Source organism: Gracilibacillus sp. Marseille-QA3620, assembly GCF_054950035.1.
The window spans coordinates 967,221-989,618 of the sequence record NZ_CM143102.1 but is presented as its reverse complement, the minus strand read 5'-3'; the positions used below and the strand labels follow the sequence as shown (position 1 = coordinate 989,618).

The 22,398-nt window shown below is 42.8% G+C and carries 25 protein-coding genes; 5 read left to right on the top strand and 20 right to left on the bottom strand.

What is annotated here, in order from left to right; genetic code table 11:
• Positions 1-15 precede the first annotated feature (15 nt).
• Positions 16-390 (top strand): YhjD family protein, encoded by a 375-nt coding sequence (locus tag ACY8DX_RS05025; protein WP_049671859.1) that lies wholly within the window; start codon positions 16-18, stop codon positions 388-390.
• Here the strand turns inward: ACY8DX_RS05025 and ACY8DX_RS05020 are convergent.
• Positions 387-983: a competence protein ComK gene (locus ACY8DX_RS05020; protein ID WP_439802997.1), complete on the bottom strand. Its 597-nt coding sequence runs from the start codon at positions 981-983 to the stop codon at positions 387-389. The genes ACY8DX_RS05025 and ACY8DX_RS05020 overlap by 4 nt on opposite strands.
• Positions 984-1,187: 204 nt before the next feature.
• On the opposite strand from ACY8DX_RS05020, the gene ACY8DX_RS05015 reads away from it, so the two are divergent.
• The gene (locus ACY8DX_RS05015) at positions 1,188-1,415 is read left to right on the top strand and encodes an IDEAL domain-containing protein (RefSeq protein ID WP_049671860.1); all 228 of its coding nucleotides are present in this window, start codon (positions 1,188-1,190) and stop codon (positions 1,413-1,415) included.
• A gap of 262 nt (positions 1,416-1,677) precedes the next feature.
• On the opposite strand, the gene ACY8DX_RS05010 is transcribed toward ACY8DX_RS05015, so the two are convergent.
• Positions 1,678-2,943 (bottom strand): M48 family metallopeptidase, encoded by a 1,266-nt coding sequence (locus ACY8DX_RS05010; RefSeq protein ID WP_439802996.1) that lies wholly within the window; start codon positions 2,941-2,943, stop codon positions 1,678-1,680.
• Between the two features lie 613 nt (positions 2,944-3,556).
• Here ACY8DX_RS05010 and ACY8DX_RS05005 point away from each other — a divergent pair.
• On the top strand, positions 3,557-4,066 hold the full coding sequence (locus ACY8DX_RS05005; protein WP_049673007.1) for a CAP domain-containing protein: 510 nt from the start codon (positions 3,557-3,559) through the stop codon (positions 4,064-4,066).
• 40 nt (positions 4,067-4,106) lie between these two features.
• On the opposite strand, the gene ACY8DX_RS05000 is transcribed toward ACY8DX_RS05005, so the two are convergent.
• The 7 genes from ACY8DX_RS05000 to ACY8DX_RS04970 form a co-directional block, all read right to left on the bottom strand.
• Complete coding sequence (locus tag ACY8DX_RS05000; RefSeq protein ID WP_462406303.1) at positions 4,107-4,412, bottom strand: AzlD domain-containing protein; 306 nt, start codon at positions 4,410-4,412, stop codon at positions 4,107-4,109.
• Positions 4,409-5,131, bottom strand: a complete 723-nt coding sequence (locus tag ACY8DX_RS04995) for an AzlC family ABC transporter permease (RefSeq protein ID WP_462406302.1) — start codon at positions 5,129-5,131, stop codon at positions 4,409-4,411. Before ACY8DX_RS04995 ends, ACY8DX_RS05000 begins: the two co-directional genes overlap by 4 nt.
• Before the next feature lie 85 nt (positions 5,132-5,216).
• Positions 5,217-6,011: an ABC transporter ATP-binding protein gene (locus ACY8DX_RS04990; RefSeq protein ID WP_462406301.1), complete on the bottom strand. Its 795-nt coding sequence runs from the start codon at positions 6,009-6,011 to the stop codon at positions 5,217-5,219.
• On the bottom strand, positions 5,986-7,023 hold the full coding sequence (locus ACY8DX_RS04985; RefSeq protein WP_462406300.1) for an ABC transporter permease: 1,038 nt from the start codon (positions 7,021-7,023) through the stop codon (positions 5,986-5,988). Before ACY8DX_RS04985 ends, ACY8DX_RS04990 begins: the two co-directional genes overlap by 26 nt.
• A gap of 52 nt (positions 7,024-7,075) precedes the next feature.
• On the bottom strand, positions 7,076-8,047 hold the full coding sequence (locus ACY8DX_RS04980; protein ID WP_049671865.1) for an ABC transporter substrate-binding protein: 972 nt from the start codon (positions 8,045-8,047) through the stop codon (positions 7,076-7,078).
• A 174-nt stretch (positions 8,048-8,221) separates the two neighbouring features.
• Positions 8,222-9,772, bottom strand: coding sequence for a fatty acid--CoA ligase family protein (locus ACY8DX_RS04975; RefSeq protein WP_462406299.1), 1,551 nt, complete (start codon positions 9,770-9,772; stop codon positions 8,222-8,224).
• 180 nt (positions 9,773-9,952) lie between these two features.
• Complete coding sequence (locus ACY8DX_RS04970) at positions 9,953-10,114, bottom strand: hypothetical protein (RefSeq protein ID WP_439802992.1); 162 nt, start codon at positions 10,112-10,114, stop codon at positions 9,953-9,955.
• A gap of 247 nt (positions 10,115-10,361) precedes the next feature.
• Between ACY8DX_RS04970 and brnQ the strand changes: the two genes are divergently transcribed.
• Positions 10,362-11,726, top strand: coding sequence for a branched-chain amino acid transport system II carrier protein (gene brnQ / locus ACY8DX_RS04965; protein ID WP_462406298.1), 1,365 nt, complete (start codon positions 10,362-10,364; stop codon positions 11,724-11,726).
• Between the two features lie 171 nt (positions 11,727-11,897).
• Here the strand turns inward: brnQ and ACY8DX_RS04960 are convergent, their stop codons facing one another.
• The 10 genes from ACY8DX_RS04960 to ACY8DX_RS04915 all read right to left on the bottom strand — a co-directional run bounded on the left by ACY8DX_RS04960 (position 11,898) and on the right by ACY8DX_RS04915 (position 21,267).
• Entirely contained in the window at positions 11,898-12,353 is a 456-nt protein-coding gene (locus ACY8DX_RS04960; RefSeq protein WP_049671868.1) for a GNAT family N-acetyltransferase, read from the bottom strand.
• 682 nt (positions 12,354-13,035) lie between these two features.
• Positions 13,036-13,398, bottom strand: coding sequence for a hypothetical protein (locus ACY8DX_RS04955; protein ID WP_049671869.1), 363 nt, complete (start codon positions 13,396-13,398; stop codon positions 13,036-13,038).
• On the bottom strand, positions 13,391-14,305 hold the full coding sequence (gene murQ, locus ACY8DX_RS04950) for an N-acetylmuramic acid 6-phosphate etherase (RefSeq protein WP_462406297.1): 915 nt from the start codon (positions 14,303-14,305) through the stop codon (positions 13,391-13,393). Before murQ ends, ACY8DX_RS04955 begins: the two co-directional genes overlap by 8 nt.
• Positions 14,298-15,320, bottom strand: coding sequence for an N-acetylglucosamine kinase (locus tag ACY8DX_RS04945; RefSeq protein ID WP_462406296.1), 1,023 nt, complete (start codon positions 15,318-15,320; stop codon positions 14,298-14,300). The genes murQ and ACY8DX_RS04945 overlap by 8 nt, the downstream gene beginning before the upstream one ends.
• Positions 15,307-16,131 carry a carbohydrate ABC transporter permease gene (locus ACY8DX_RS04940; RefSeq protein ID WP_049671872.1) on the bottom strand — a complete coding sequence of 275 codons (825 nt, stop codon included), beginning with the start codon at positions 16,129-16,131 and terminating at the stop codon, positions 15,307-15,309. Before ACY8DX_RS04940 ends, ACY8DX_RS04945 begins: the two co-directional genes overlap by 14 nt.
• 12 nt (positions 16,132-16,143) lie before the next feature.
• Positions 16,144-17,094 carry a carbohydrate ABC transporter permease gene (locus ACY8DX_RS04935; RefSeq protein ID WP_462406295.1) on the bottom strand — a complete coding sequence of 317 codons (951 nt, stop codon included), beginning with the start codon at positions 17,092-17,094 and terminating at the stop codon, positions 16,144-16,146.
• 22 nt (positions 17,095-17,116) lie between these two features.
• Positions 17,117-18,388 (bottom strand): ABC transporter substrate-binding protein, encoded by a 1,272-nt coding sequence (locus ACY8DX_RS04930; RefSeq protein WP_462406294.1) that lies wholly within the window; start codon positions 18,386-18,388, stop codon positions 17,117-17,119.
• 109 nt (positions 18,389-18,497) lie between these two features.
• Positions 18,498-19,340 (bottom strand): MurR/RpiR family transcriptional regulator, encoded by an 843-nt coding sequence (locus tag ACY8DX_RS04925; RefSeq protein WP_439802983.1) that lies wholly within the window; start codon positions 19,338-19,340, stop codon positions 18,498-18,500.
• 174 nt (positions 19,341-19,514) lie between these two features.
• A complete protein-coding gene (locus tag ACY8DX_RS04920; protein ID WP_049671876.1) occupies positions 19,515-20,510 on the bottom strand; it encodes a lipoate--protein ligase in 996 nt (331 codons plus the stop codon).
• Positions 20,511-20,529: 19 nt separating this feature from the next.
• Entirely contained in the window at positions 20,530-21,267 is a 738-nt protein-coding gene (locus ACY8DX_RS04915) for an MBL fold metallo-hydrolase (RefSeq protein WP_049671877.1), read from the bottom strand.
• A gap of 199 nt (positions 21,268-21,466) precedes the next feature.
• Here ACY8DX_RS04915 and yhfH point away from each other — a divergent pair, with 199 nt between their 5' ends.
• Entirely contained in the window at positions 21,467-21,601 is a 135-nt protein-coding gene (gene yhfH / locus ACY8DX_RS04910; RefSeq protein ID WP_082197166.1) for a protein YhfH, read from the top strand.
• A 300-nt stretch (positions 21,602-21,901) separates the two neighbouring features.
• Here the strand turns inward: yhfH and ACY8DX_RS04905 are convergent, their stop codons facing one another.
• Positions 21,902-22,369, bottom strand: a complete 468-nt coding sequence (locus ACY8DX_RS04905) for a DUF4306 domain-containing protein (RefSeq protein WP_049671878.1) — start codon at positions 22,367-22,369, stop codon at positions 21,902-21,904.
• Positions 22,370-22,398 lie beyond the last annotated feature (29 nt).

The window sequence follows — 22,398 nt, the reverse complement described above, 5'->3', positions numbered from 1 at the left end:
AGGACGCGATTCCAAATGACCCGCATCCCCACCGAAGATCGAAATATAATGGAAAAGGCTATTTATTTGCCGATGGTGCTTACAATTCTCACGAGAGATTTGAAAGCCGTTGAGGCGGCACCATTCAAACTAAAACAGCCTTACGTTCTTTTAATTGAGGAAACAATGAAGCAGGTTCAGCATGAGTTAAAAGCTGTGAGCCGCTATATGAGGACCCATCAGCTAAAGGTCGAAGAATCAAAAAGGGATGAATCCTTCACATTATTTCTCTTTCTATATAAAGGGTATGAGGAATATCATAATTACTTTAACCCGCGTATTCGCAATAAAGTTCAGGAATTATTAGAGTACTATTTCATTAAGCAATGGCAGGGAAAGAAGGATGCTTAATGTTTATCAAAACCATTGCGGGAGGATTCAGATAAGGCTCCCTTCAAATGAAACGCCGAATGTCCATCATTCACCTGCATGTAATTATACAAATAGTTAGTCTGCCTGACGGTCTCCTCCATTTTTTGATGAAGCTTTGACTTCAATAATGCAGTCCGAAGCATCTGATTCTCGATGATACTGTAGGAAACCGGAATCAGAACGGACTGCTTGTTCCGGAAGTTAATCTGCGTTTTGGCAGGTGCGATGCGGATTCTCGAAACAATATGTTCATAGGATAGCCAAACGCACGTATCCCTATGAGGAGAAGTCGTCGGAAAAAAGAACAGGCCATTTGCCGGGTCGAGAGCAATTGGAACCTTATGCGAGATATTCAGGAGCTCCTTCGTCCCTTCACACCTGCCATCGAAACTTGATCCAAAATACTTGCAGCTTGTTTTAACGACATCAAGCGGCTTTTGCGGAACAAGGAATTCTTCATCGAATTCGATGATTTTTGAATACGTTTTATAGCCATATTCCACTGGGATCACAGCAAACGTGTAAGGACTTATTTCATACTCTTCCTTTTGATTTATGAAGCGTTCTTCCATGACTTCCTCCTTATTCAAGACAAATTTACTACCTTAGTAACAATATACCATACCATATAGTAAATAAGTCATATTTTGTCAAAAAAATCCAAATATTAGTTTATGCTAGATTAAAAACAAAATAATTATCAGAATTATTAAAACATTCAGTTGTTTTTTCTCCCCAACTGCTATATAATAAAAAAAAGCAACGGGGGGATTCATATGAATCACGAAAAAGCAAATACAGATATTGTCAACGCTGATGTGACTGCTGCCCAGGGACTAACTGAAGAAGTATTAGTGGATATGATGATTTACGAAGCCCAATTAACCCATGCAAAGCGAAAACTTAAGGACCAGATTGATCTGGCCTTAGACAAAAAGGATAAAGAGTTATTCCTTCAATTATCCTCTGAACTGATTGAATTAGAGAAGAACTTCGGGAATTAATAAATGGACCAATAAAAACGCCTCTTCCACTGCAGGAGGCGTTTTTATTATGACGTATTACAAATAAAGGCCAACATCGAAGGCTGTCTGCATAAATGCAGACAGCCTTCGAATAACTAGTGAATCTTTCTTCGATGCTCTAAATGAATACCAATATGCCAACCCCTAGCATGACCACTGAGATCAAGAGCCATATGCTCCTTCCATAAAAGGCAAGGAGAAGAAAGGAACCCGTTTCCTCTTGAATCGAATATCCTTTATCTTAATGATGATTCTTCTCATATTGTTTGACAAGCTGGATTCTCTCAAGCATCGATGGATGACTGTTGCGGAACAGTTTGACAAGATATGGCGGATTCATTTGACTTAAGCCGCTTTCCGAAAGCTTCTGGAATGAGGTAATAGCTGCTTCCGGATTATCCGTCATCTTAAGAGCATATTCATCTGCCCTCGTTTCCTGTACACGTGATACATAATTGGTGATTGGGTTTGCGGCAAACAAGAGAATTGAGGTAATCAACAGAAAGAGCGGCAAGGAGGCAATCTCCTGCTTCGACTCAAGTTGATAAAGATCTCCCCGCTTTCGAATAGCCCGCTTCATCCACTTATCGGTGAGCCAGAGTCCCACAAGTGTTAAAAGCAAATATCCTGCAATACCAATATATATATGCTTTTCGACGTAATGGGCCATTTCATGAGCCATTATGAAGAGAATTTCATCATCGTCTAGGCTGTTAAGGGTCGTATCCCAAAGCACTATACGTGAATTAGATCCTACACCGGTCACATAAGCATTCAGTGCATTGGTCTTCTCGGACATATTCACCTCGTAGACATGGTCAGCCGGGATATCCGCCTTATCCGCGAGTGCTAGGATCTTTTCCTCAAGCTCCTTGTTTTGCAATGGATAAAAGTCATTGTACAAAGGATCAATCACAACCGGCTGGATGAACATGACAAAAACCGTAAATGGAATCGAAAGCAGCCAGCCAAACAGCCACCATCGTTTGGGGCTTTTACGGATGAGCCAGTACAAAACCATCACCACAACAGCGGTCATTGCATAATCAACCCAGAATTCAATCAGGTTATCCTTCATCCATGAGGAAAATGCTTGTGTAGATATCCCATAAGACAAGGAAATCTTATAGCGTACATAAGATAGCGGCAAAAAGACAACAAACAGCAATAAGGAAAGCCAAAAAACATAAGCGCCCGTCTGCACAAATTGTCTCTTCCATGACATCCTTCCCCATCTGTCCAGCCTCTTAGAAAGACCCGTTACAAGCACAATTCCATAGAACAGCCATTCCAAAGGCGTACTGATGAAAAAGAAGAAGTTCCTGATTTTCGAATAAGCCTCGCTATCCTCTAGTGTTTCGCCATCCATAAAAGTCTTAGGGTCGACACTTGTACCATTTAAGGCATCAGGTATGCTTGTATCGGCACCATGGAACAGATAGATATAGATGGAGAACACATACAGAAGAAATAAGCCAACTGCGGCCATAAACCACTTTTTCTTCAATCGTTATTCTCCCCCTTCCTGAATTTTCATCTATATATATGTCCATATACAGACAAGTTAGAACCTAGCATAGTTTGACCATGTGAAGCCTTTTATATAGGCAATCGGCGATTTACCTAAACGATCTTTTCCACTCACCTTAAATCCTACTAAAGCCTCTTGTATTTCTCATATTAATCTACTAGACTCTTATCGTGCTAAAGAATTTTATCGTTTTTTGTCATAATACGATAAGTCTAAGAATTAGCAACATGTATTCTAGGGGGAAATCAGCTTAATGAAAAAGATATTGCCAGTCTTGCTATCCATGATTCTATTTCTAGCCGCATTAACCGCTATTCGCATTCCAGACGCAGAAGCAGCAACGGCAAAAACACTCTACGTGAAAGCCAAAACAAGCTTGAAAGCATCCGCGAAGAGCAACTCATCTACATTACTTACACTATCTACGGGTAAAGCCCTTTCAATTGATACGGGTACACTGAAGAACGGTTACTACAAAACAAAAGCTTCCGGCAAAACCGGATGGGTACTGAAAAGCAAGGTCAGTCAATCTGCTCATTCCTTGAGCAAGCAAAAAATCTACAAAACAACAAGCACCAAGAGTACAGTATTGAAAACCTTAAATGCTAAAACAAACGTCACGATTGTGGGTAAGAGTGGCGAACGTTACAAGGTGAAATCCGGTTCTACTGTCGGATGGGTTGTTTCCTCCAAATTCAAAATTGGATCCTACACACCAACGTTTGAAGAGCAGGTTGTGAAGCTCGTGAACAAAGAACGAGCAGCTGCCGGATTAAAAGCATTGAAGAGCTCCTCGAAACTGAATAATGTTGCAGAAACGAAATCCAAGGATATGCGTGATAAAGGCTACTTCTCTCATACAAGCCCTACCTATGGAACGCCTTTTAATATGCTCAAAAAGTTTGGCATTTCTTATACAGCAGCCGGTGAGAATATCGCCGCCGGACAGACGACTCCAGCAGCTGTCGTTAAATCATGGATGAACAGCTCTGGCCATAAAGCTAATATCCTTTCAAAGAAATATACACATATCGGTGTAGGTTATGTCTCTGGCGGTGATTACCGCCACTACTGGACACAGCTATTCATCGCTCAATAAATTTTGAAACCTCCAGCCAAGTCTTGGCTGGAGGTTTCTTCTACATATACAAGGAAAGACCCGCTAAGACAGCGATTGAACCAAGCACGACCACAATCACGTTGGCCCCAAGCAAGGCGATGATAACAGCAGATAAACCGCCAACAAGCCCTGCCCAAATATTCTCTTGAATATAGAGGACGCCGGGAAAAATCAAAGCGCCAAGCGTAGCATAAGGAATATTTTCGAGTACACGCATCCAAAACGGTGGTAAAGCCCCCTCCTTCATAAGCCAGAAAGGAAGCATACGCGGAAGATACGTAGCCAGCCCCATCCCAACAATCAATAGAAAAATGGATATACTCATGCTTCCTTACTCCTCCTTTTGCTCCCATAAAGCCATTCGACTCCGACCGATGCCAATAAGGCGGAAGCAATCAAGGACCAGCCTGTTGAAAGAAGATCAAAAGAACTGAGCAGAAAATTCAATCCCGCCCCGCTTAAAGCCAAGGACAAAACCTTGCGGCTCTTCGATAACGGCGGAATAAGCAAGGCAATAAACATAGCATACAAGGCAATTCCCATACTCTCTTTCAATACATCCGGCAGGCTTGCTCCAAACAAGTATCCGAGCAGTGTGCTCAATGCCCAGCTTCCATAGGCGATTCCGCCCAGTCCAAACATAAACCCTGCTGTAATCTTGCCCGACCTTAAAGAGGCAACAGAGAAGGTCTCATCTGTAATACCAAAGGCATAAATGAGTTTCTTCCATGACGGATCCTTTGCTGCTCTTGCCTGAATGGAAGCTGACATAAGAAAATGCCTGCTATTGAGGATGAAGGTCGCCAAAATAATCTCAGCAATTCCGATTCCAAGTGACAATAAATTCAATGCTATGTATTGTGCAGCCCCAGCATATACAATAAGACTCATCGATAAAGTCTCTGCAAGGGTCAGACCGGTTGATTTGGACAGCAGACCGAAAGTGACCGCAACCGGAAAATAACCGATAGCGATACTCATTCCGGCCTTTAGGCCGCTCATAAAGTCAGATGACCTCATATAGCCTGCCTGTACTTCTTCCATTCCCCTATACCCCCTATCCTTCATCTAAGTTGGCTATACGGCAAAATGCCTGGCCCGAGGCCAGACATTTATTCGCAAGCTTCTATTATCCCAGCAGGGACCGGTCTGATATATTTGAATCGCGTTTTAATTTCTGGAACTCAGCCAGGAGCTTCTCAACCGTAAGCGTTTTCTTCACGACGCTATCTGCCTCATAAATAATTTCTCCGCCATCCATCATGATCAGCCGGCTTCCAAGGTCAAGAGCCTGCTGCATATTATGCGTGACCATCAAAGTCGTCAGTTTATGCCTTTGAACAAGCTGCTTTGTGAGCTCTGTAATCAAGGCAGCCCTGGATGGATCAAGCGCCGCTGTATGCTCATCAAGAAGGAGAATATCCGGTTCTGTGAAAGTTGCCATCAATAATGACAGCGCCTGTCTCTCTCCACCTGAGAGAAGACCGACTTTAGCAGACAATCGATTTTCCAGCCCGAGATGAAGCTCGGCCAGCTTTTCCTTAAAGAATGCTCTTCTCTTATTGGTTACGCCGAACCCAAAACCGACTCTTTTGGTACGGGCATAAGCAATAGCTAGATTCTCCTCAATCGTCATATGAGGAGCCGTTCCGGCCAGCGGGTCCTGAAAGACTCGGCCGATTTTGCGTGCCCGCTTATGCTCTCCCATGCCGGTCACATCATCCCCATTAATGTAGACCGTACCGAAATCAGGAATTAATTTACCCGATATCAAATTCATTAAGGTCGATTTCCCGGCACCATTACTGCCGATGACCGTCACGAAATCTCCTTCATTTAGGTAGAGATTAGCATTCTTCAAGGCAATCTTCTCATCTGGAGAACCTTCGTTAAATACTTTATTGATCTGGTTTAGTTGCAGCAAGCTGCTCGCCTCCCTTTCCAGTTGTTCCCGCTTGGATGCCCATGGCAGCAGCCTGTTTCAATCGGCTTCGTTTCTGGCGGTATTTCTTATACGAGTCAACCCATTTAGGAATTAGAAGCGCTACAATGACCATAATAGCGGTAATCAGCTTCATATCACCTGCTTCGAGGAATTCAACCTTCAAAGCAAACGCCACCACAAGACGATACACAATTGCCCCTCCGATAACAGCCAACGTAGCTCTCACAACCGATTTAGCGCCGAAGATGGCCTCCCCAATGATAACGGAGGCAAGGCCTATTACAATCATGCCAATCCCCATCCCGACATCAGCAAAACCATTATACTGGGCGATAAATGCGCCTGATAAAGCAACAAGACCATTTGCGAGACCAAGTCCAATCATCTTTGTCCAATCCGTATGAACAGAGAAGCTTCTGACCATTTGTTCATTATCTCCGGTTCCGCGAATGGCAAGGCCTATTTCCGTTCTCAAGAAAGCGTCCAGCAGAATCTTAATTATGAGAACAAAGACAGCCATCGGCAAGAGAATGGACCAAGTGGAGGGAATGAATCCTGATAGACTGATGGCATTAAGGAATGAGCTCATCCCTTCATCTATGCCTAGTGACTCAAACCACGAACGAAAGACGGTAAATACCTTTTCTTCTGATGATAAAGGGACATTCGGCTTGCCTAGAATCCGTAAATTAATCGAATACAAGGCAATCATCATTAAAATCCCTGATAATAACGGATTAATTCTTCCTTTTGTATGAAGCAATCCTGTTGTCATTCCAGCCATGAATCCGGCAATCATCGCCATACCGGTTGCCAAAAATGGATTTATCCCATTGCTGATTGCGACGGCAGCGACCGCTGCCCCTGTTACAAAACTTCCATCAACCGTAAGATCAGGAAAATCTAATATCCTGAAAGATAAGTAGACCCCTAGAGCCATTAAACTATAGATAATGCCGGCCTCAACCGACCCAAAAACAGATGCAAACACATTCCTCTTCCTCTCTGCTTGGATTCCAGGCTTCCATTCATTCTATTGGCGGCTATTCAATATATTCCGCTTCTTCCTTAATACTGTCGACATCGACTCCCATTTTTTCAGCTGCCTTCTTATTGATTACCAGCTTAAGATCTCCCGGTACCTCCACAGGGATATCCTTCACTTCTTTATCATCCTTTAGAATTTGCACAGCCTGTTCTCCTGCTTGGTAGCCGATATCATAGTAGCTGAACCCATAGGCTGCAAATCCGCCTCTTTCTACAGAATCAAGCTCACCGACAAAGAGAGGAATTTTTTCCGCTTCTGCAACAGAAATAACTGATTCCAGCGCAGAGACAACCGTATTATCTGTCACAATCATAATGGCATCCACTTTTCCTGCCAACGATTCAGCTGCCTGCTTCACCTCGGCAGATGTAGCAACAGATACTTTCTGCAAGGTCAGACCATTCTTCCCAGCCTCTTCTTCCGCCTGCTTCACCTGTACCTCTGAGTTTTGCTCACCAGAGTTATAGACGGTGCCGACTTTTTTATATCCCATATCCGCCATTAGCTTGACTGTATTCGGAATCGCATCTGGATGAGAATCTGTTGTACCTGTTACATTCTTATCAGGCGCCTCGAAATCTTTCACAAGCTCCGCACCGACAGGGTCTGTCACAGAGGTAAACACGACCGGAATATCCGTTGTGGCATTTGCGGCAGAAAGTGCGCTAGGGGTAGCGTTGGCAAAAATTAAATCCACTCCATCTCCCGCAAAATTAGTCGCAATCGTCTGGTTGTTTGTCGCATCACCTTGAGCATTCTGTTCATCGAACTTCACCTCGACACCAGCATCCTCAATCGCCTTCTTAAATCCTTTAGTCGCCTCATCCAACGATGGATGCTCTACATATTGTGAAATACCTACCTTAAATGTTTTACTATCTCCAGATGATGTGTCATCTGATCCACAAGCTGTCAGGATCATTGAGATTGCCATTGCTGCGGTAAGTCCTAACCATCTTTTCTTCATTCCTGTATCCCCTCTCTTTTTGTCTATTTTTGTCGCTTTTTCGCTTTTGTGCGTTTATGCGTTTGTGATTTTGTTTGCTAAATTATAGCCTGATAGGACCATAATTGCAAATAATATTTAGAATTATCAGCAAATTTAACCAAACAAAAAACCCGCAGTTTTGCGGGTTTGAATTCAGGATTGTTGAAGAACGGCATTTTTTAGTGCCCTTCTCAAAATCTTTCCTGTTGTATTCTTTGGAAGCTCTTCCATGAAATCAATTGATTTTGGCACCTTATATTTCGCCAATCGTTCTTTACAATAATCAATTACCTCTTCTTCGGTCAAAGAGGGCTTTTTCGGAACGACGAAGCAGCGAATGACCTCACCTAAATTGGGGTCTGGTGCACCAATAACCGCAACCTCAGCAATGTCAGGATGGGCAAAAAGCACTTCCTCCACTTCCCTCGGATAAACATTAAATCCGCCGACAATGACCATATCTTTTTTGCGGTCAACAATATAGAAGTACCCCTCATCATCCATACGGGCAAGATCTCCTGTATAAAGCCAGCCATCCTTGATTGCAGCAGCTGTTTCCTCCGGTAGCTTATAGTAGCCCTTCATGACATTCGGCCCCTTAACGATTAACTCTCCTACCTGCCCAGCCGGCACTTCCTCACCAAGCTCATTGACGACTTTATTTTCGACATGAATAATGGCCTTTCCAATAGAGCCCGGCTTTCTCGGCCGGTCAATCGGATTAAAGCAAGTAACCGGAGAAGCCTCTGACAAGCCATATCCTTCAGACACGATGACATTGAACTTTTCTTCGAAATTCTTTAACAGGGCAACCGGCATGGCCGAACCGCCGGAAATACAGAAACGCAATGAACGAAAGTCTTCTGTATTGCCTTCAGGGTATTGAAGCAAATAATTGAACATCGTCGGCACACCCGCAAACAGGGTAATTTCATATTTCTTCGCCGCGTGAAAGACATCCTTTGGACTGAATTTAGGAATGATGACAAGCGTCCCCCCATTCAGTAAAGGTGCATTTAAAGAGACAGTCAAACAAAACACATGGAACATGGGCAATACGGTGATCACGCGATCATTCTCATTAATACCTAAATAATCCGCCACATCCCGTGCATTGCTGTATAAGTTTCTATAAGAAAGCATTGCGCCCTTCGGCTTCCCCGTTGTCCCGGAGGTATACAGGATAATGGCCGTATCCTCGTCCTCAGTCTTCGGCTCTATGAATGTACCGCTTCCTAAGGCAAATATCTTTGTAAACGATTTCATTTTTCCGCTGATTAAGAGGTCTTCCGGTATTGGACGTTCTACTGCCTCGGATGGACAAATGATATAGTGTTCGATACTAGGCAGCATCCGGTCCATCTTCTCAAACATTGGAATGAGGAGATCGAGCGTGATAACTGCCTTTACGTCTCCATTCTTCAATATGTAAGAAATCTCATCTGGGGTATACGTTGGATTTACCGGGATGGCGGTCGCCCCTAATCTGAATAAACCATATAATCCAATGATGAAATGAGGTGAGTTTCCTAATAGCAATGCCACATTATCCCCTTGTTTGATGCCAAGGCTTTGCAACCCGTCAGCAAACTGTGTCACTGCATGGTCAAATTCTGCATAGCTTGTTTCATGGTTCATAAAAATAAATGCTGGTTTTGACGTAAACTTGGCTGCCGTTTCATGAAGTTGAGTTGATAAATTCATCGTTCTCCCTCCCTGTTTGCGAGATGTATATTTTACTAAAATATTCAAAATACATCCAATTTTTATTATAGAAAAAGAAATCACCCTATGCAACCATTAAGAATATTTACATGCTAAAACAGGAATTACGAAGCAAAATCCAGCATTTTTCATCCTGTAAATATTCTCAAATTCATAATGTCAAAATAATAGATATAGAATATCGCTAAATTGTTTAATAGGTTTTATCTTAAAAAAAGAAGGGTGTCTATAGACTAGCCCCTTCTTCCTATGACTGATGCCCCCAAGCGTAATGACAAGTGCACTGGCACCTGCAAGCAGCCAACCCTTCTTCTTCAACATCCAATCCCTCCTTATCGAATTCAACTAAAGTATAAATGGACATTGTAAAAGGATGATGACTCACTTGTTAAATAATGTAAAAGACAGGTAAATACCTCATCAATAGATATGAATCATTATCTGGAAATCTTTGTTCGTTGTACGAAATAATTTTTTTCTGTTATAGTTAGAAAACAAATTAAAGAGATTAATACACATCTTGTAAAATATTCAGATAATTCAAACAACTAGAAAGGTGCTCTGACAAATGGATCAAAAACTTCCTATATCAGCTTACCTAATCATCGGGCTGATGCTATTTTCCTTATTTTTCGGCGGAGGAAACCTAATCTTTCCCGCCTATCTCGGACAATTATCCGGCACACATGTATGGATAGCCGTTGCTGGTTTCCTCGTTACAGGAGTGGGTCTTCCATTATTGGCCATCATAGCAATTGGCATCTCTGGCGTCGATAATGTACAGCCCCTTGCGGCAAGGGTTCACCCTATTTACGGCGTTATTTATACAGTATTGCTCTACTTAACAATCGGACCGTTCTTTGCACTACCAAGAACAGGTACTGTATCTTATGAAATTGGAATTGCCCCCTTTATTGGCGGTGACAATCAAACCATTAAACTATTGATTTATACGATTCTCTTTTTCGGTATTTCCTTATGGCTTTCATTGAATCCATCCAAAATCGTCGAACGAATCGGCAAAATCCTATCTCCATTAATGTTGCTTTTCATCGCGTTTATTATCATTATGTCTTTCGTAAACCCGCTCGGCGCACAAACAACGCCGCAAGAAGGCTATGATACGGCAGCCTTTGTAAATGGATTCCTGCAAGGATACAATACACTGGATGCGCTCGGAGCACTAGCATTCGGCATTCTTATTATCAATGCCGTGAAATTATATGGGCAGAAATCAAAGAAAGCAATCTTCACATCTGTTCTTAAATCAGGGATTATCGGCGTTAGTTTATTAGCACTCGTCTATATCTTCGTTGCCTATATTGGTTCCACTTCGGTAACGGCACTTGGACTTGCTGATAACGGAGCTCCTATCCTTTCAGGAGCCTCCAAACACTATATGGGACAGCTTGGTCAAATCATGCTTGCCTTCATCATTATCATTGCTTGTTTGACAACTAGCGTTGGTCTCACATCAGCCTGTGCCGCTTATTTCTATAAACTAGTGCCTAAGTTCAGCTATAAAACATATGCGATTGTCTTTACCATATTCTCGGTATCCGTTGCTAATGTGGGGTTATCGAATTTAATTACCTTCTCCACACCGGTATTATTGTTCTTGTATCCAATCACGATTGTGCTCATCTTGCTCGTGCTCGCTGATTCTATCTTCAAGGGGCGCCGCGTAGTCTATGTATGCACAATGATTTCTACACTCATAATGAGCTTCGTGGAAGGTATTCACGGGTTCGGCATTTCCTTAGGAGGGCTGGACCAAATCCTCTCCAGCTATGTGCCGCTCTATAATGTATCCATGGGCTGGCTCACATTTGCACTAATCGGCTTCATTTCCGGCTGCATCATCGCAAGAATGACAGCTGAAAATCCAGCTGAAGGAACAGAAATCTCCCTTACCGGGGAAACAGAAATGTAAATAAAACACAGGAAAAGCTGATCTAAAAGCGCTGCACAAAGCAGGCTTCGGATCAGCTTTTTTTTTGGCGTTCATTCTTCTGGAAAGAATATGATTAAATGCAACTGGTAAAACCGATTATTATTGTGCTTTGAAGAAGGAAAAGCCATCCTTGTTAGAAAATCACATCCGTTAGCATAACATCCATTCATATATACATTTTTCCTTTTCCCCTCGCTGATACATATCGTTGTGTTCTGGGACATCAATGATTTCTAATAGATTAGCTCCGACATATTCACAGGTTTTTCTTGAGGCGATGTTATCTGGATTGCAGGTAATAATCAGTTTCTCCATTTTATGAGCAGTCGCCACTTCCCTTAAAAGCAATGCAGCTTTTGCAGCATAGTGATTACCTCTATATTTCTCATTAACTGCATATCCAATATGACCACCATAATATAAATTTTCATTGTATCCAATTCTAATATCTATTTTTCCAATAGGTTCGGATGAACCACTTAAAGAAATATTGAAATGATACGCTGGAACCCATTTTTTATCCTTGTTTCCTGGTACTGTTTTTATGAGATGCAAATCAATTTCATCCCCTTTGATAATATAAAAGTCCAAAAATTTAAATTCCAATATGCTCCCCCTATACTTCACTATTTTTTTATTAATAGGATAATTCCCTCACCTTCTTACACTAACCTGTCCCTTTTTTACAATAAGGACTTCTACAGAAAAGGACTTTAATCCTTCTTGGCTCAACAGCCCAATTAGTTCATTAAAAAAGTTCCTTTCTTGGCGGTAGATGATGCTTCTAATAATTTTTTCCTCTATCGATTTTCTCCTAACCAGAATGCCTTAATCTTCGTTTTCTCCTCTATTAATGTTGTATCTTCAAAAATTAAAAAATAAGTGTTGCATACTAGTATACAACTAAGTTAAAATAATTTTGGGTCATTTTCCTGTACCAAAATAGAGCGGCTAGGCTCTACCATTTTCAAGCCACTTTAAGATATTTTTAAAGTAAAAGAACTCTCCTTATGGGGAGTTTTTTTGTTCGAAAGGAAGAATAAGGTTCTTCATTAAACTTGTGATTATCCATATAACCCTCCCGCTTCTTATCAGATACCAAGATCTTTAAAATGTCCCTTTATTACAATAAAACGTTCAACACCAAAAGGCATTAATCCTTCAGGACAAATGCCAGATGTAAGACTTTTATAGGTTTTTTACTACAGATATTGATAAAGCAAATAACAGAAGAATAACGCTATTAAAAACTAGAATGCCTCCTATCATAATCATATATTGATAGGAATCATGTATTCCAATCGTCAATAGATATCCTGCTACGCCAACTAGTATAGCTGAACAGAACACCGCCAATGCAGCCAGATAGATACTTTCCTTTCTTCGAATGATTAAATAGCCAATCGTATTTGCGATTATGATGAAAAAGAAACATTCCCATATAAAACTGTCCATAGTTCCCTCCCCCATGTCTAATTACGCCCTCTTTACTATTTAATTGTTCATAATAGACGTGCCCGCCTTTAACAGTACCACAAAATAAATCTCCATCCTCTTTTGCTCCTAAACCAAGAAGAAAGAAACCAAACGAAAAGACAGGCGGCAAGCAATCAGCTTCTCTCCACCTGTCCTTATCAAATTTCTCATACACGCCGGTTCTCCAATGCCTTCATGGCCCGTGGAAAATGATCGTCATGCTTTCTTAGCTCCGAACAAGCCTGCTCGTAGGAAAGCTTGTAAAGAATCATCAGGATGGCAGCTCGTGTGTTTCCCTTTGCCTCCTCGTTCATCTTCTTGGCGAGGGCTTCTTCTGCTCCTGTGATATCTTGAATGATAGATACCGATCTCATGCGCAGCTTATCATTCGTCGCTTGCACATTCACCATTAGATTCCCGTATACCTTTCCCAGTTTAATCATCACGGCGGTTGAAATCATATTCAGAACCATCTTCTGGGCGGTCCCGGCCTTCAGCCTTGTTGATCCAGTGATAATTTCCGGACCGACAGGAATCTCAATCATGATGTCAGCTGTCTTGGATAGCTCTGTCTGAAGATTGCAGGCAAGCCCGATTGTCTGGCAGCCAATAGTATTAGCCTGTTCAAGGGCGCCAAGTACATACGGAGTTCTGCCGCTCGAAGCGATACCGACAAGAACATCCTCCTTCACCAGTAATTCTTTGACAATCATTCTTCCTTCCTCACTGTTATCTTCAGCATTCTCAACAGGGATTCGAACGGCCATCTCGCCGCCGGCAATGATTCCATTGACTAATTCAGCGGGAACACCAAAGGTCGGAGGACATTCAGAGGCATCAAGTACACCGAGCCTCCCGCTAGTTCCGGCTCCTATATAATAAAGTCTGCCTCCGTTTTCGAGGCGGGTGACAGCCGCATCGATGGCCCCTTTTATTTGCGGGAGCGCTTTTTCAACCACATAAGCAACCGTCTTATCCTCCCGATTCATCAATTCGATGATTTCCATCGTTGAGAACAGGTGGAGACCTTCTGAGTTTTCGTTTCTCATCTCCGTGATCATTTGCCGTTTTCCCTCATTCATCAACCAGGCCTCCATCTATTTTTATTGTCTTGGCAGCTTGCCAGGATTTCGCGATATTCTCCTCAATCTCGTCTGAAATATGGTCCATCTTCTCAAGCAGTGCACACATATAAGTTCCAATAACTGGTGGGTAATGTGAGAGAATGACAGCCTGTTGATGCCCGGCCTTTCGGATGGATGATTCAAAAGCCTGCCGGAAGAAGGTTGACTGAAACAGCCCTCCTGAGATGACGAGTGAGCCGTTCCGGCTTTTCGCATCAGCTGCATAAATGGCTGACAGCAGCCTTTCCAGCTCCTGAATCGCTTCAGCCATAATGGCTAAGGCGTCATTATTTCCCGCCTCCGCTAATTCAATGACTTTTCTTCCAAGCCCAGCGATGGCCTCCCTCGGATAATTTGCTTCATATACATACGTGATAAGCTCCATCGGACCTTCCAATCCGAAATGCGTTAATACGGAAGCACATAATGCCCCGCCGCCTTTTCTTCTTCCATCATGAGACTCAAGCACACGACGTAAGGCCCTATTGCCTATATCATAGCCGCTTCCCTCATCCCCTAATAAATATCCCCATCCGCCTGCTCGGATAGCTCTGCCATCTTTTTTGAAATAATAAGCGATGGATCCGGTACCGGCGATTAACACCAATCCTTCCTTCCTCTTCGTAGCTGCCGTGAGAGGAGCGAGGCAATCATTCATGACCGTAATGTCCCTTGGCTTGATTCCATAGTCAAGGAACCACTCCCTCCATCTGACCTTATCCTCCAGTCTGTCTCCGCCGGCGGCCGCTACGCTGATTGCCGTAATCGCTTCCTTTGAATAATCAGATTCCAGAAACAAGGAGTCCAGCATTCGATAGAGATCAGCCTTCACCGTGTTTTCGGGTCGGGATTTCAGATTAGTCGAGGGACCGCTAACAAGAAAGTCGATTCGACCGTTTCCTTCACCTGCCGCCAAATCCGTTTTCGTCCCTCCGCCATCAATTGCGAGAATGATTTCCTTATTTAACGGCACCAGCAGTCATTCCCTCCATGAATTGTTTTGACGCAATGAAGAAGAGGACAATCATCGGCAGGGAGGAAAGCGTCAGCCCTGCAAATAAGGAGCCCCAATCAGCGGAATACTCACCGAAGAGCGACAGCATGCCGACCGGGATAGTCTTCTTCATCTCATCTGAAATAAAAATCAGCGGGAAGAAGAAATCATTCCATGCCTGGATGAAATTAATGATAACGACAGTCGCAAGGGCTGGACGCATGATAGGCAATAAAACATTCCAGAGAATTCTCAAATCGCTGGCACCGTCAATCCGCGCCGCTTCCTCGAGCTCTATCGGCATCGTCCGAAAGAAACCGGTCAATATTAGAATGGATAAAGGAATACCCTGTGCTGTGTACATAAAAATCAAGGACCATAGAGAGTTGGTTAAGCCTAAATCCTTCATTAATAAAAATAGCGGCACAATCCCAAGCTTGATGGGAATCATCATCCCCATCAAAAAGAAGAAGAAGAGCAGATTATTCCACCAAAACGTATACCGTGCGATATAAAAGGCGGCTAAAGAGGTTGTGATAACAATGAGAAGAACGGAGACCACACTCGTAAACACACTATTATAGAAATACGTCATGAATGGAATGCGCTCAAGCAAGGTTCGGTATGTATCAAGGCTGAATTGCTCCGGCCAGGAGAGCGGGTTCATGAATATTTCCGCACTCGGCTTAAAGGACGAAAGAACCATCAGGATAATGGGATACAAGCTGATGGAGGCAAACAAGAATGCGATAATATAATAAAATGGGCGAGTCCAAATCGTTGCTTTCATTCTGTTTCCCTCCTACATATCAATTTGCTTTCGATTAATGACCTTCAATAACACCACTGTGATGGACGCAATAAAGATAAAAAGCACAACAGCAAGTGCTGATCCAAGACCTACAGCTGTTGAATCTCCGCTTCCGCCTCCAAAGGCCAGCCGGTAGAAATAAACTGCCAGCGTATCTGTTGAACGATATGGTTCTCCTTGAGAGCCTTGCATCGCATAGACAAGCTCAAAGGCCTCAAAGGATTGAATAAAGGTCAGAACGGTCATGATCATCAAGGAAGGGACCATTAATGGAAGCATAATCTTCCGTATAAGAGTCAACCCCCTTGCCCCGTCAAGCCTAGCCGCCTCAATCAGCTCATGCGGTATGGCTTGCAGACCTGCAAGGAAAATAAGGACGGCAAATCCGACACCAAACCAGCAATTCACTAAAATAATCGCAATCAAGGCTGTATCCGGATCGCCAAGCCATGCCTTCTGCAGGGATTCCAGCCCGAATTTACCTAATAAAATGTTCAGGGCACCGAAATTTGGATTCAAAATCAGCTTCCAAAGAAAGCCGACCACGATAACTGATAATAATCTTGGCAGGAAATAGGCAATCTTAAAGAATTCCATTCCCCGTATCTTTTGATAAAGAATGAGCGCCAGAACAAAGGCAATGCCATTTTGAACAATCATTTGAATCACGAAATAAAGAACGTTATGGCCAAAGGCATTCCAGAACATGCCTCGAAATGGCTCAAGTGTAAATAAATCCTTGTAATTCCCCAGTCCAATAAATGCCCCTTGCTTAATTCCCTCCCAGTCAAAAAAACTGTAAGTCAGCGCGGCTAAAAGGGGATAAACGATGAATAATCCATAGATGACAAGGGCGGGAATAGGCAGGAGATGAATCTTCCATCCCCTGCGCTTCTTCACGCTTGGTTTCTTCACTTCAGCTGTAATCGTTTCCGGCTGCATAGCTTACCCGCCTCCTGCTCCTTTATTGAAACGGTTTATACCAACTCTTCGCACTTTCCTGCACTTTCTTCGCTACTTCCTCAGGTGTTTGATCGCCAAGATACATTCCCTGCAGCTCAGTTTCAAAAGTGGCCTTTGTGGTTGGATTCCCTTCCGCGAAGTGAATGACCATCATATAAGGAGTAGAGCTTTCTGTAATCGCCTTCCCAAGACTGTTCACGAGCTCATCCTCTGAGGTGATGCCCGGGATGGCACTAATCATTTTAAATTCATTCGTAAACAATTCCCCAAATTCCTTCGTCGTCATAAACTCCACGAATTTCTTTGCTGCCTCTTTATGCTTGGAATTGGCATTCACCGCATACGAGCCATCAACCCATGCTGTTACAGCCGGTTCTCCTCCATTTTGCTGAGGCATCGGGAAGTAGCCAAAATCAAGATCCGGGTTCATTCCGCGCACAACTTCAATCTCCCAGCTTCCGAGCGGGAACATCGCTGCTTGTTCCGTGAAGAACATTGTCCTCATATCCTCCATGCCAACCCCTTCATAGTTATCAGGGAAATATTTCTTCAATTCATCCATAGCTTTGACGGATTGAACAAACTCCTTGCTCGTAAAGTTGGTCTCTCCCTTTTGAATCTTATCAACAAATTCTGTCCCGCCATATACTGCTGGACCGAAGATGCCATGAGTGAGTGATAACAGCCAACCTTCCTTAGTTCCCAGGGCTAAAGGAACATAACCTCCATCTTTTATCTTTTCATTCAACTCAATGAACTCATCCCATGTCTTAGGTTCCTCAAGCTTTAATTCTTTGAAAATCTTTTTGTTATAGAAGACCTGTGTGGTACTCATATTGATTGGTACACCATATTGCTTCCCATCCGACCCCTTTGAGGCAGTAAGTGCTTCATCTGTAAATGTATCGAGTCCGCTTATATCATCAAGCGGCTCTAAATAGCCGGCATCTGCAAGCGCAATTCCTGGAGCATATGGACGTAAATGAATGATATCTGGACCTTCCCCGCTTTTGAGTGCCGTATTCAAGATTGTGTTGTACTCCGTATTCTTCGATGGCTTAAACTCTACTTGAATGTCTGGATTTTTCTTTTCAAATGCTTCAATGACTTTTTTGTAGCCTTCTGTGTCCTCTGTTCTCCAGCTTCCAATCGTCAAGGTAACCGCATCTTCCTTCTTCCCATTGGCCGTTTCCTCATCCTGTGAACAAGCTGTCGCGACCATGGCTGAACACAACATAATACCTGCCAGCCACGCCTTCCCCATCCTCTTCATTCATTTGACCTCCCATAGTTTATAATTAGCTTCATGTATCAAGGAAGATACACAAAGTAAAGCAACAGTACTAAAGGTAAGGAGCCGGATAAAAGCCTCATCAAAACGACTATTTCCCGCTTTTTGAACGGCGGACCGCTTTACGTGTCCGCTCCAATGCCTCAATATTCTTCTCTTTGTTTGCCCTAGTGATGCCGGCAAACAATATATCAATGACATTTAACTGAGCGATACGTGAGCTTGTCGCGCCGCTTCGGATATTCCGCTCCAATGAAGTGGTATATAGACAGGCATCTCCCATCAGGGAAAGCACATTATCTCCAGACTTGGTCAAGGTGATGACCTTTGCCCCATTCTTCTTGGCCAAGGAGACAGAATCACAAATATCCTTCGTCAAGCCGCTGTAAGAAATGCCGAAGACGACATCCTGCGGACCAAGATTCGCTGAAACCGTCAATTGCGTATCACCGTCAATCGCCGCTTCACACCAATAATTGATGCGGGTAAGCTTTTGTTTGAAGTCCTGAGCAATGATGGCAGAAGCACCGATGCCATAGACAGCCACCATGCGGGCGCCGGCAATAAGGGATATGGCTTTTTCAACACTCTCTTCTGTCAGCAGCACCATTGTGTTCTCTATCGCTTGAATATTATTTTGCGAGATTGATTGTATGTAGGATTTAATAGAGCCGTCATCCGGAATATCCTCATATTGCTCCGTCCTGTGCTCATTCTTGGCGAGCTCATAAGCCAGTTTCAGCTTAAGATCCTTAAAGCCTGTGCAATTCATTTTCTTTGCGAGCCGGATAATGGATGCCTCACTGACCTCAGCTCGTGCGGCCAGCTTTTGGATAGAAAGATTAACCGCTTCATTCGGGTTTTGCAGGATGAATTCAGCTGCCTTCTTCTCCGTCGGCTTAAAGGTATGAAAACTCTCTTCTATAAAAATCAAATGAATGCCATCCCTTACTTGTAAATTTCTTACTATTCAGTATATAAAATAAAGTTTCGTTCTACAACCAATTTTTTGAAATTTTGTTACAATAATGGGATATAGACCTATAAAAAAAGCAAATCTGTCTGCTCATATACATGAGCAGCAGATTTGCCTAAACTCTATTATTCTTTAATACAATAATTTGACGAACTCTTCCTTCGTCAAATTGCCGAAGTAATGCTTGATATTCACATCATCAAGCGCCTTCTCAATCTCCGCCTTCGAGAAACGGACACCGTTTAATTTCTGCTCAATCTCCTCGACACTTCCAACTCCGAAGAAATCGCCGAAAATTTTGCAGTTCTCGATTTGGCCTTTTGCCACATCCAAGCGGACATCAATTTGGCCAACTCCTTCAAAGCGCTGTGAATGCTGAACATTAAACTTAGGAGATTTGCCATAGTTCCAATCCCATTGCTGATAACGGCTTTCTGAGATCTCCATGATTTTCTTCCAATCCTCTTCTGTCCATTCATAACGCTCGACCTTATCCATTCCGCCGAAAATGTGCTCAAGGATTTTTTGTTTAAAGTCCTCAATGCTCAACTGCTCAGTTAGGAATTCAGAAATATTAGCCACACGACTGCGAATCGATTTAATGCCTTTAGATTTAATCTTATCCTGATTCACATTAAGAGCGGACACAACATGATCGATCTCACTAGAAAGCATTAGCGTGCCGTGGCTGAACATTCTCCCGTTTGTTGCAAATTGTGCATTGCCGGAAATTTTTCTTCCGCCAGCAATTAAGTCATTCCGTCCGCTAAGCTCCGCCTCAACTCCGAGCTCCTTCAAGGCATCCACAACAGGCTCAGTAAATTTCTTGAAGTTATGGAAGCTCTCCCCGTCATCCTTCGTGATGAAGCTGAAGTTCAAGTTCCCAAGATCGTGGTAAACCGCACCGCCTCCTGAAAGCCGGCGCACGACAATGATATCATTTTCATCCACGTAATCTTGATTAATTTCTTCTATTGTATTTTGATTTCTGCCGATAATAATAGATGGCTGATTAATGTAGAAAAGTAAATAGGATTCCTCTGTAATGTCCAAATTCTTTAACGCATATTCCTCAATCGCTAAGTTAATTCGCGGGTCTGTAATGCCCCTGTTATCCAAAAATAACATACCTTTACCTCCACATGATTTATATTTCGATTGTCAGTCCAGTGCTGGCCAGTCCAATTTCTCCACTGAAAACTGCCGCTGCCTCAACCTTCAGCTGCTTCACATCCCCAAAATGCGGAAGATGCGTTAGGATCAACCGTTCTGCTCCTGCATCCCTCGCAATCATGGCAGCATGCTCACTCGTTAGATGGCCGGCACGCTCCGCTGCATCCATTCCTTTGTAGAAGTTACACTCGCTTAGCAGCACATGTGCCCCTTGAAAGAAGGATGCAAAGTCCTCTTTAAAAGCCGTATCTCCCGTAAATCCGAATACACGCCCTCCTGCCTCGATTCGATAAGCCAGGCATGGAACAGAGTGCTTCGTTTTCATCGCACGAACCGAAAACGGACCGATTTGGGATGGCACGTCCTCTTCTATCGGCTTCCATTCTGTATAGGCTTTGTACTGAAGTGTTTCGATAAATCCCTGCTCCTCTGAATGGGTATAGATTGGCAGACATTTCTCCTGACCGCCAGACATATGTCCAATCAAAAGCGCATGCTGTAAAACACCAATATCAGCTGTATGATCAGGATGAGAATGGGTCAGCAAAACCGCATCAAGCTCACTAGGCGAGACGTAGGATTGAAGCTTTGATAAAACCCCGCTTCCGCAATCAAGCAACAGCTTAAAGCCCTCATGTTCCAATAAGTATCCTGTGCTGGCTTCACCTGCAGCAGGAAACCCGCCCCAGTAACCAATCACCGTTAATTGCATCGAATTCCTCCTTACAAAACGAGCTATCTCCCTTAATCACTATAAACTAAAATGCCTATTTTTTCATCTTTTTCAAAATTGTTTTAAAACAGTGTTGACATTCCATATCTGTTATAATACACTGTTATTAACAAATAGTTATATAACAGTTTCAGAAAATAACAAACTGTTATAAATCAATTAAACGGAGGTTATGAGCATGGTACGAAACGTAATGGAATTCTTCAGAAACTTGCCCCCAAAGAAATGCGCTGAATGTGGTGAAAATATCGAAGAACAGCACGAATGCTACGGAATCGTCTGTGATCGATGCCTGCGTCATGTATCTGAATGAGAATCAACGGGAATAATCCCTTGATTATAAATGCGCAAGCATCCCCCTATGTTAGGTTGGTGTGAAATGGACTGTACAACAGTCTTGGTTCATTCAAAATTCCCTCTAATTTGCAGAATGCAAAGCCAGGCTTTCAAAGAAGCCTGTTTTTTTTTGCATTGAAGCAGAAATACTGTCATCATAAGTGAATTACTCCAGTTTAATCATTGTAAAAATAAAAAAGCCGCTTCTGATTAGGAAGCAGCTTGACTTATTGTATACAAATTACCGGGAGCTATTCCCTGCTAATTAGATTTGTCCCTATCCTTTCATAGCTGCTAAACGCCTATTATTTCTTACACTAAGCAGACAATTGACCCCAATGCCAATGAAAAGACATGATGTATAATAATACTTCGTATCCACATGCTGTAATTGAACCGCAGCGAGAACAACTAACAGGCAGACCGTATAGATACGAAAAAATAAAATTCTCCTTCTTCTATCCTCAATAGTACACACTCCTAATACAGTTAACAGGTACAGCACACTCAACAACAATACAGTTGGGAAGAAAGGATAAAACTTGCTTGCATAAACAAAGAAATCCACTTGCATAATATCTGCTTCAGAGGTTAAAGGTCCATGAAATAGGGTGGAGAAAGGAGCTGAATCCTCCCACTCAAAAGAGTTCTCCAAAATATTGCTTCCCTCATACCATGTTCCAAACAGCGAAAAGATGAGAAAGAACAAAGCAATTGGAAGGTGTAACGATAATTGCTTTCTCATAGTACGGCCTCCTTCTTTTATCTTCTTAT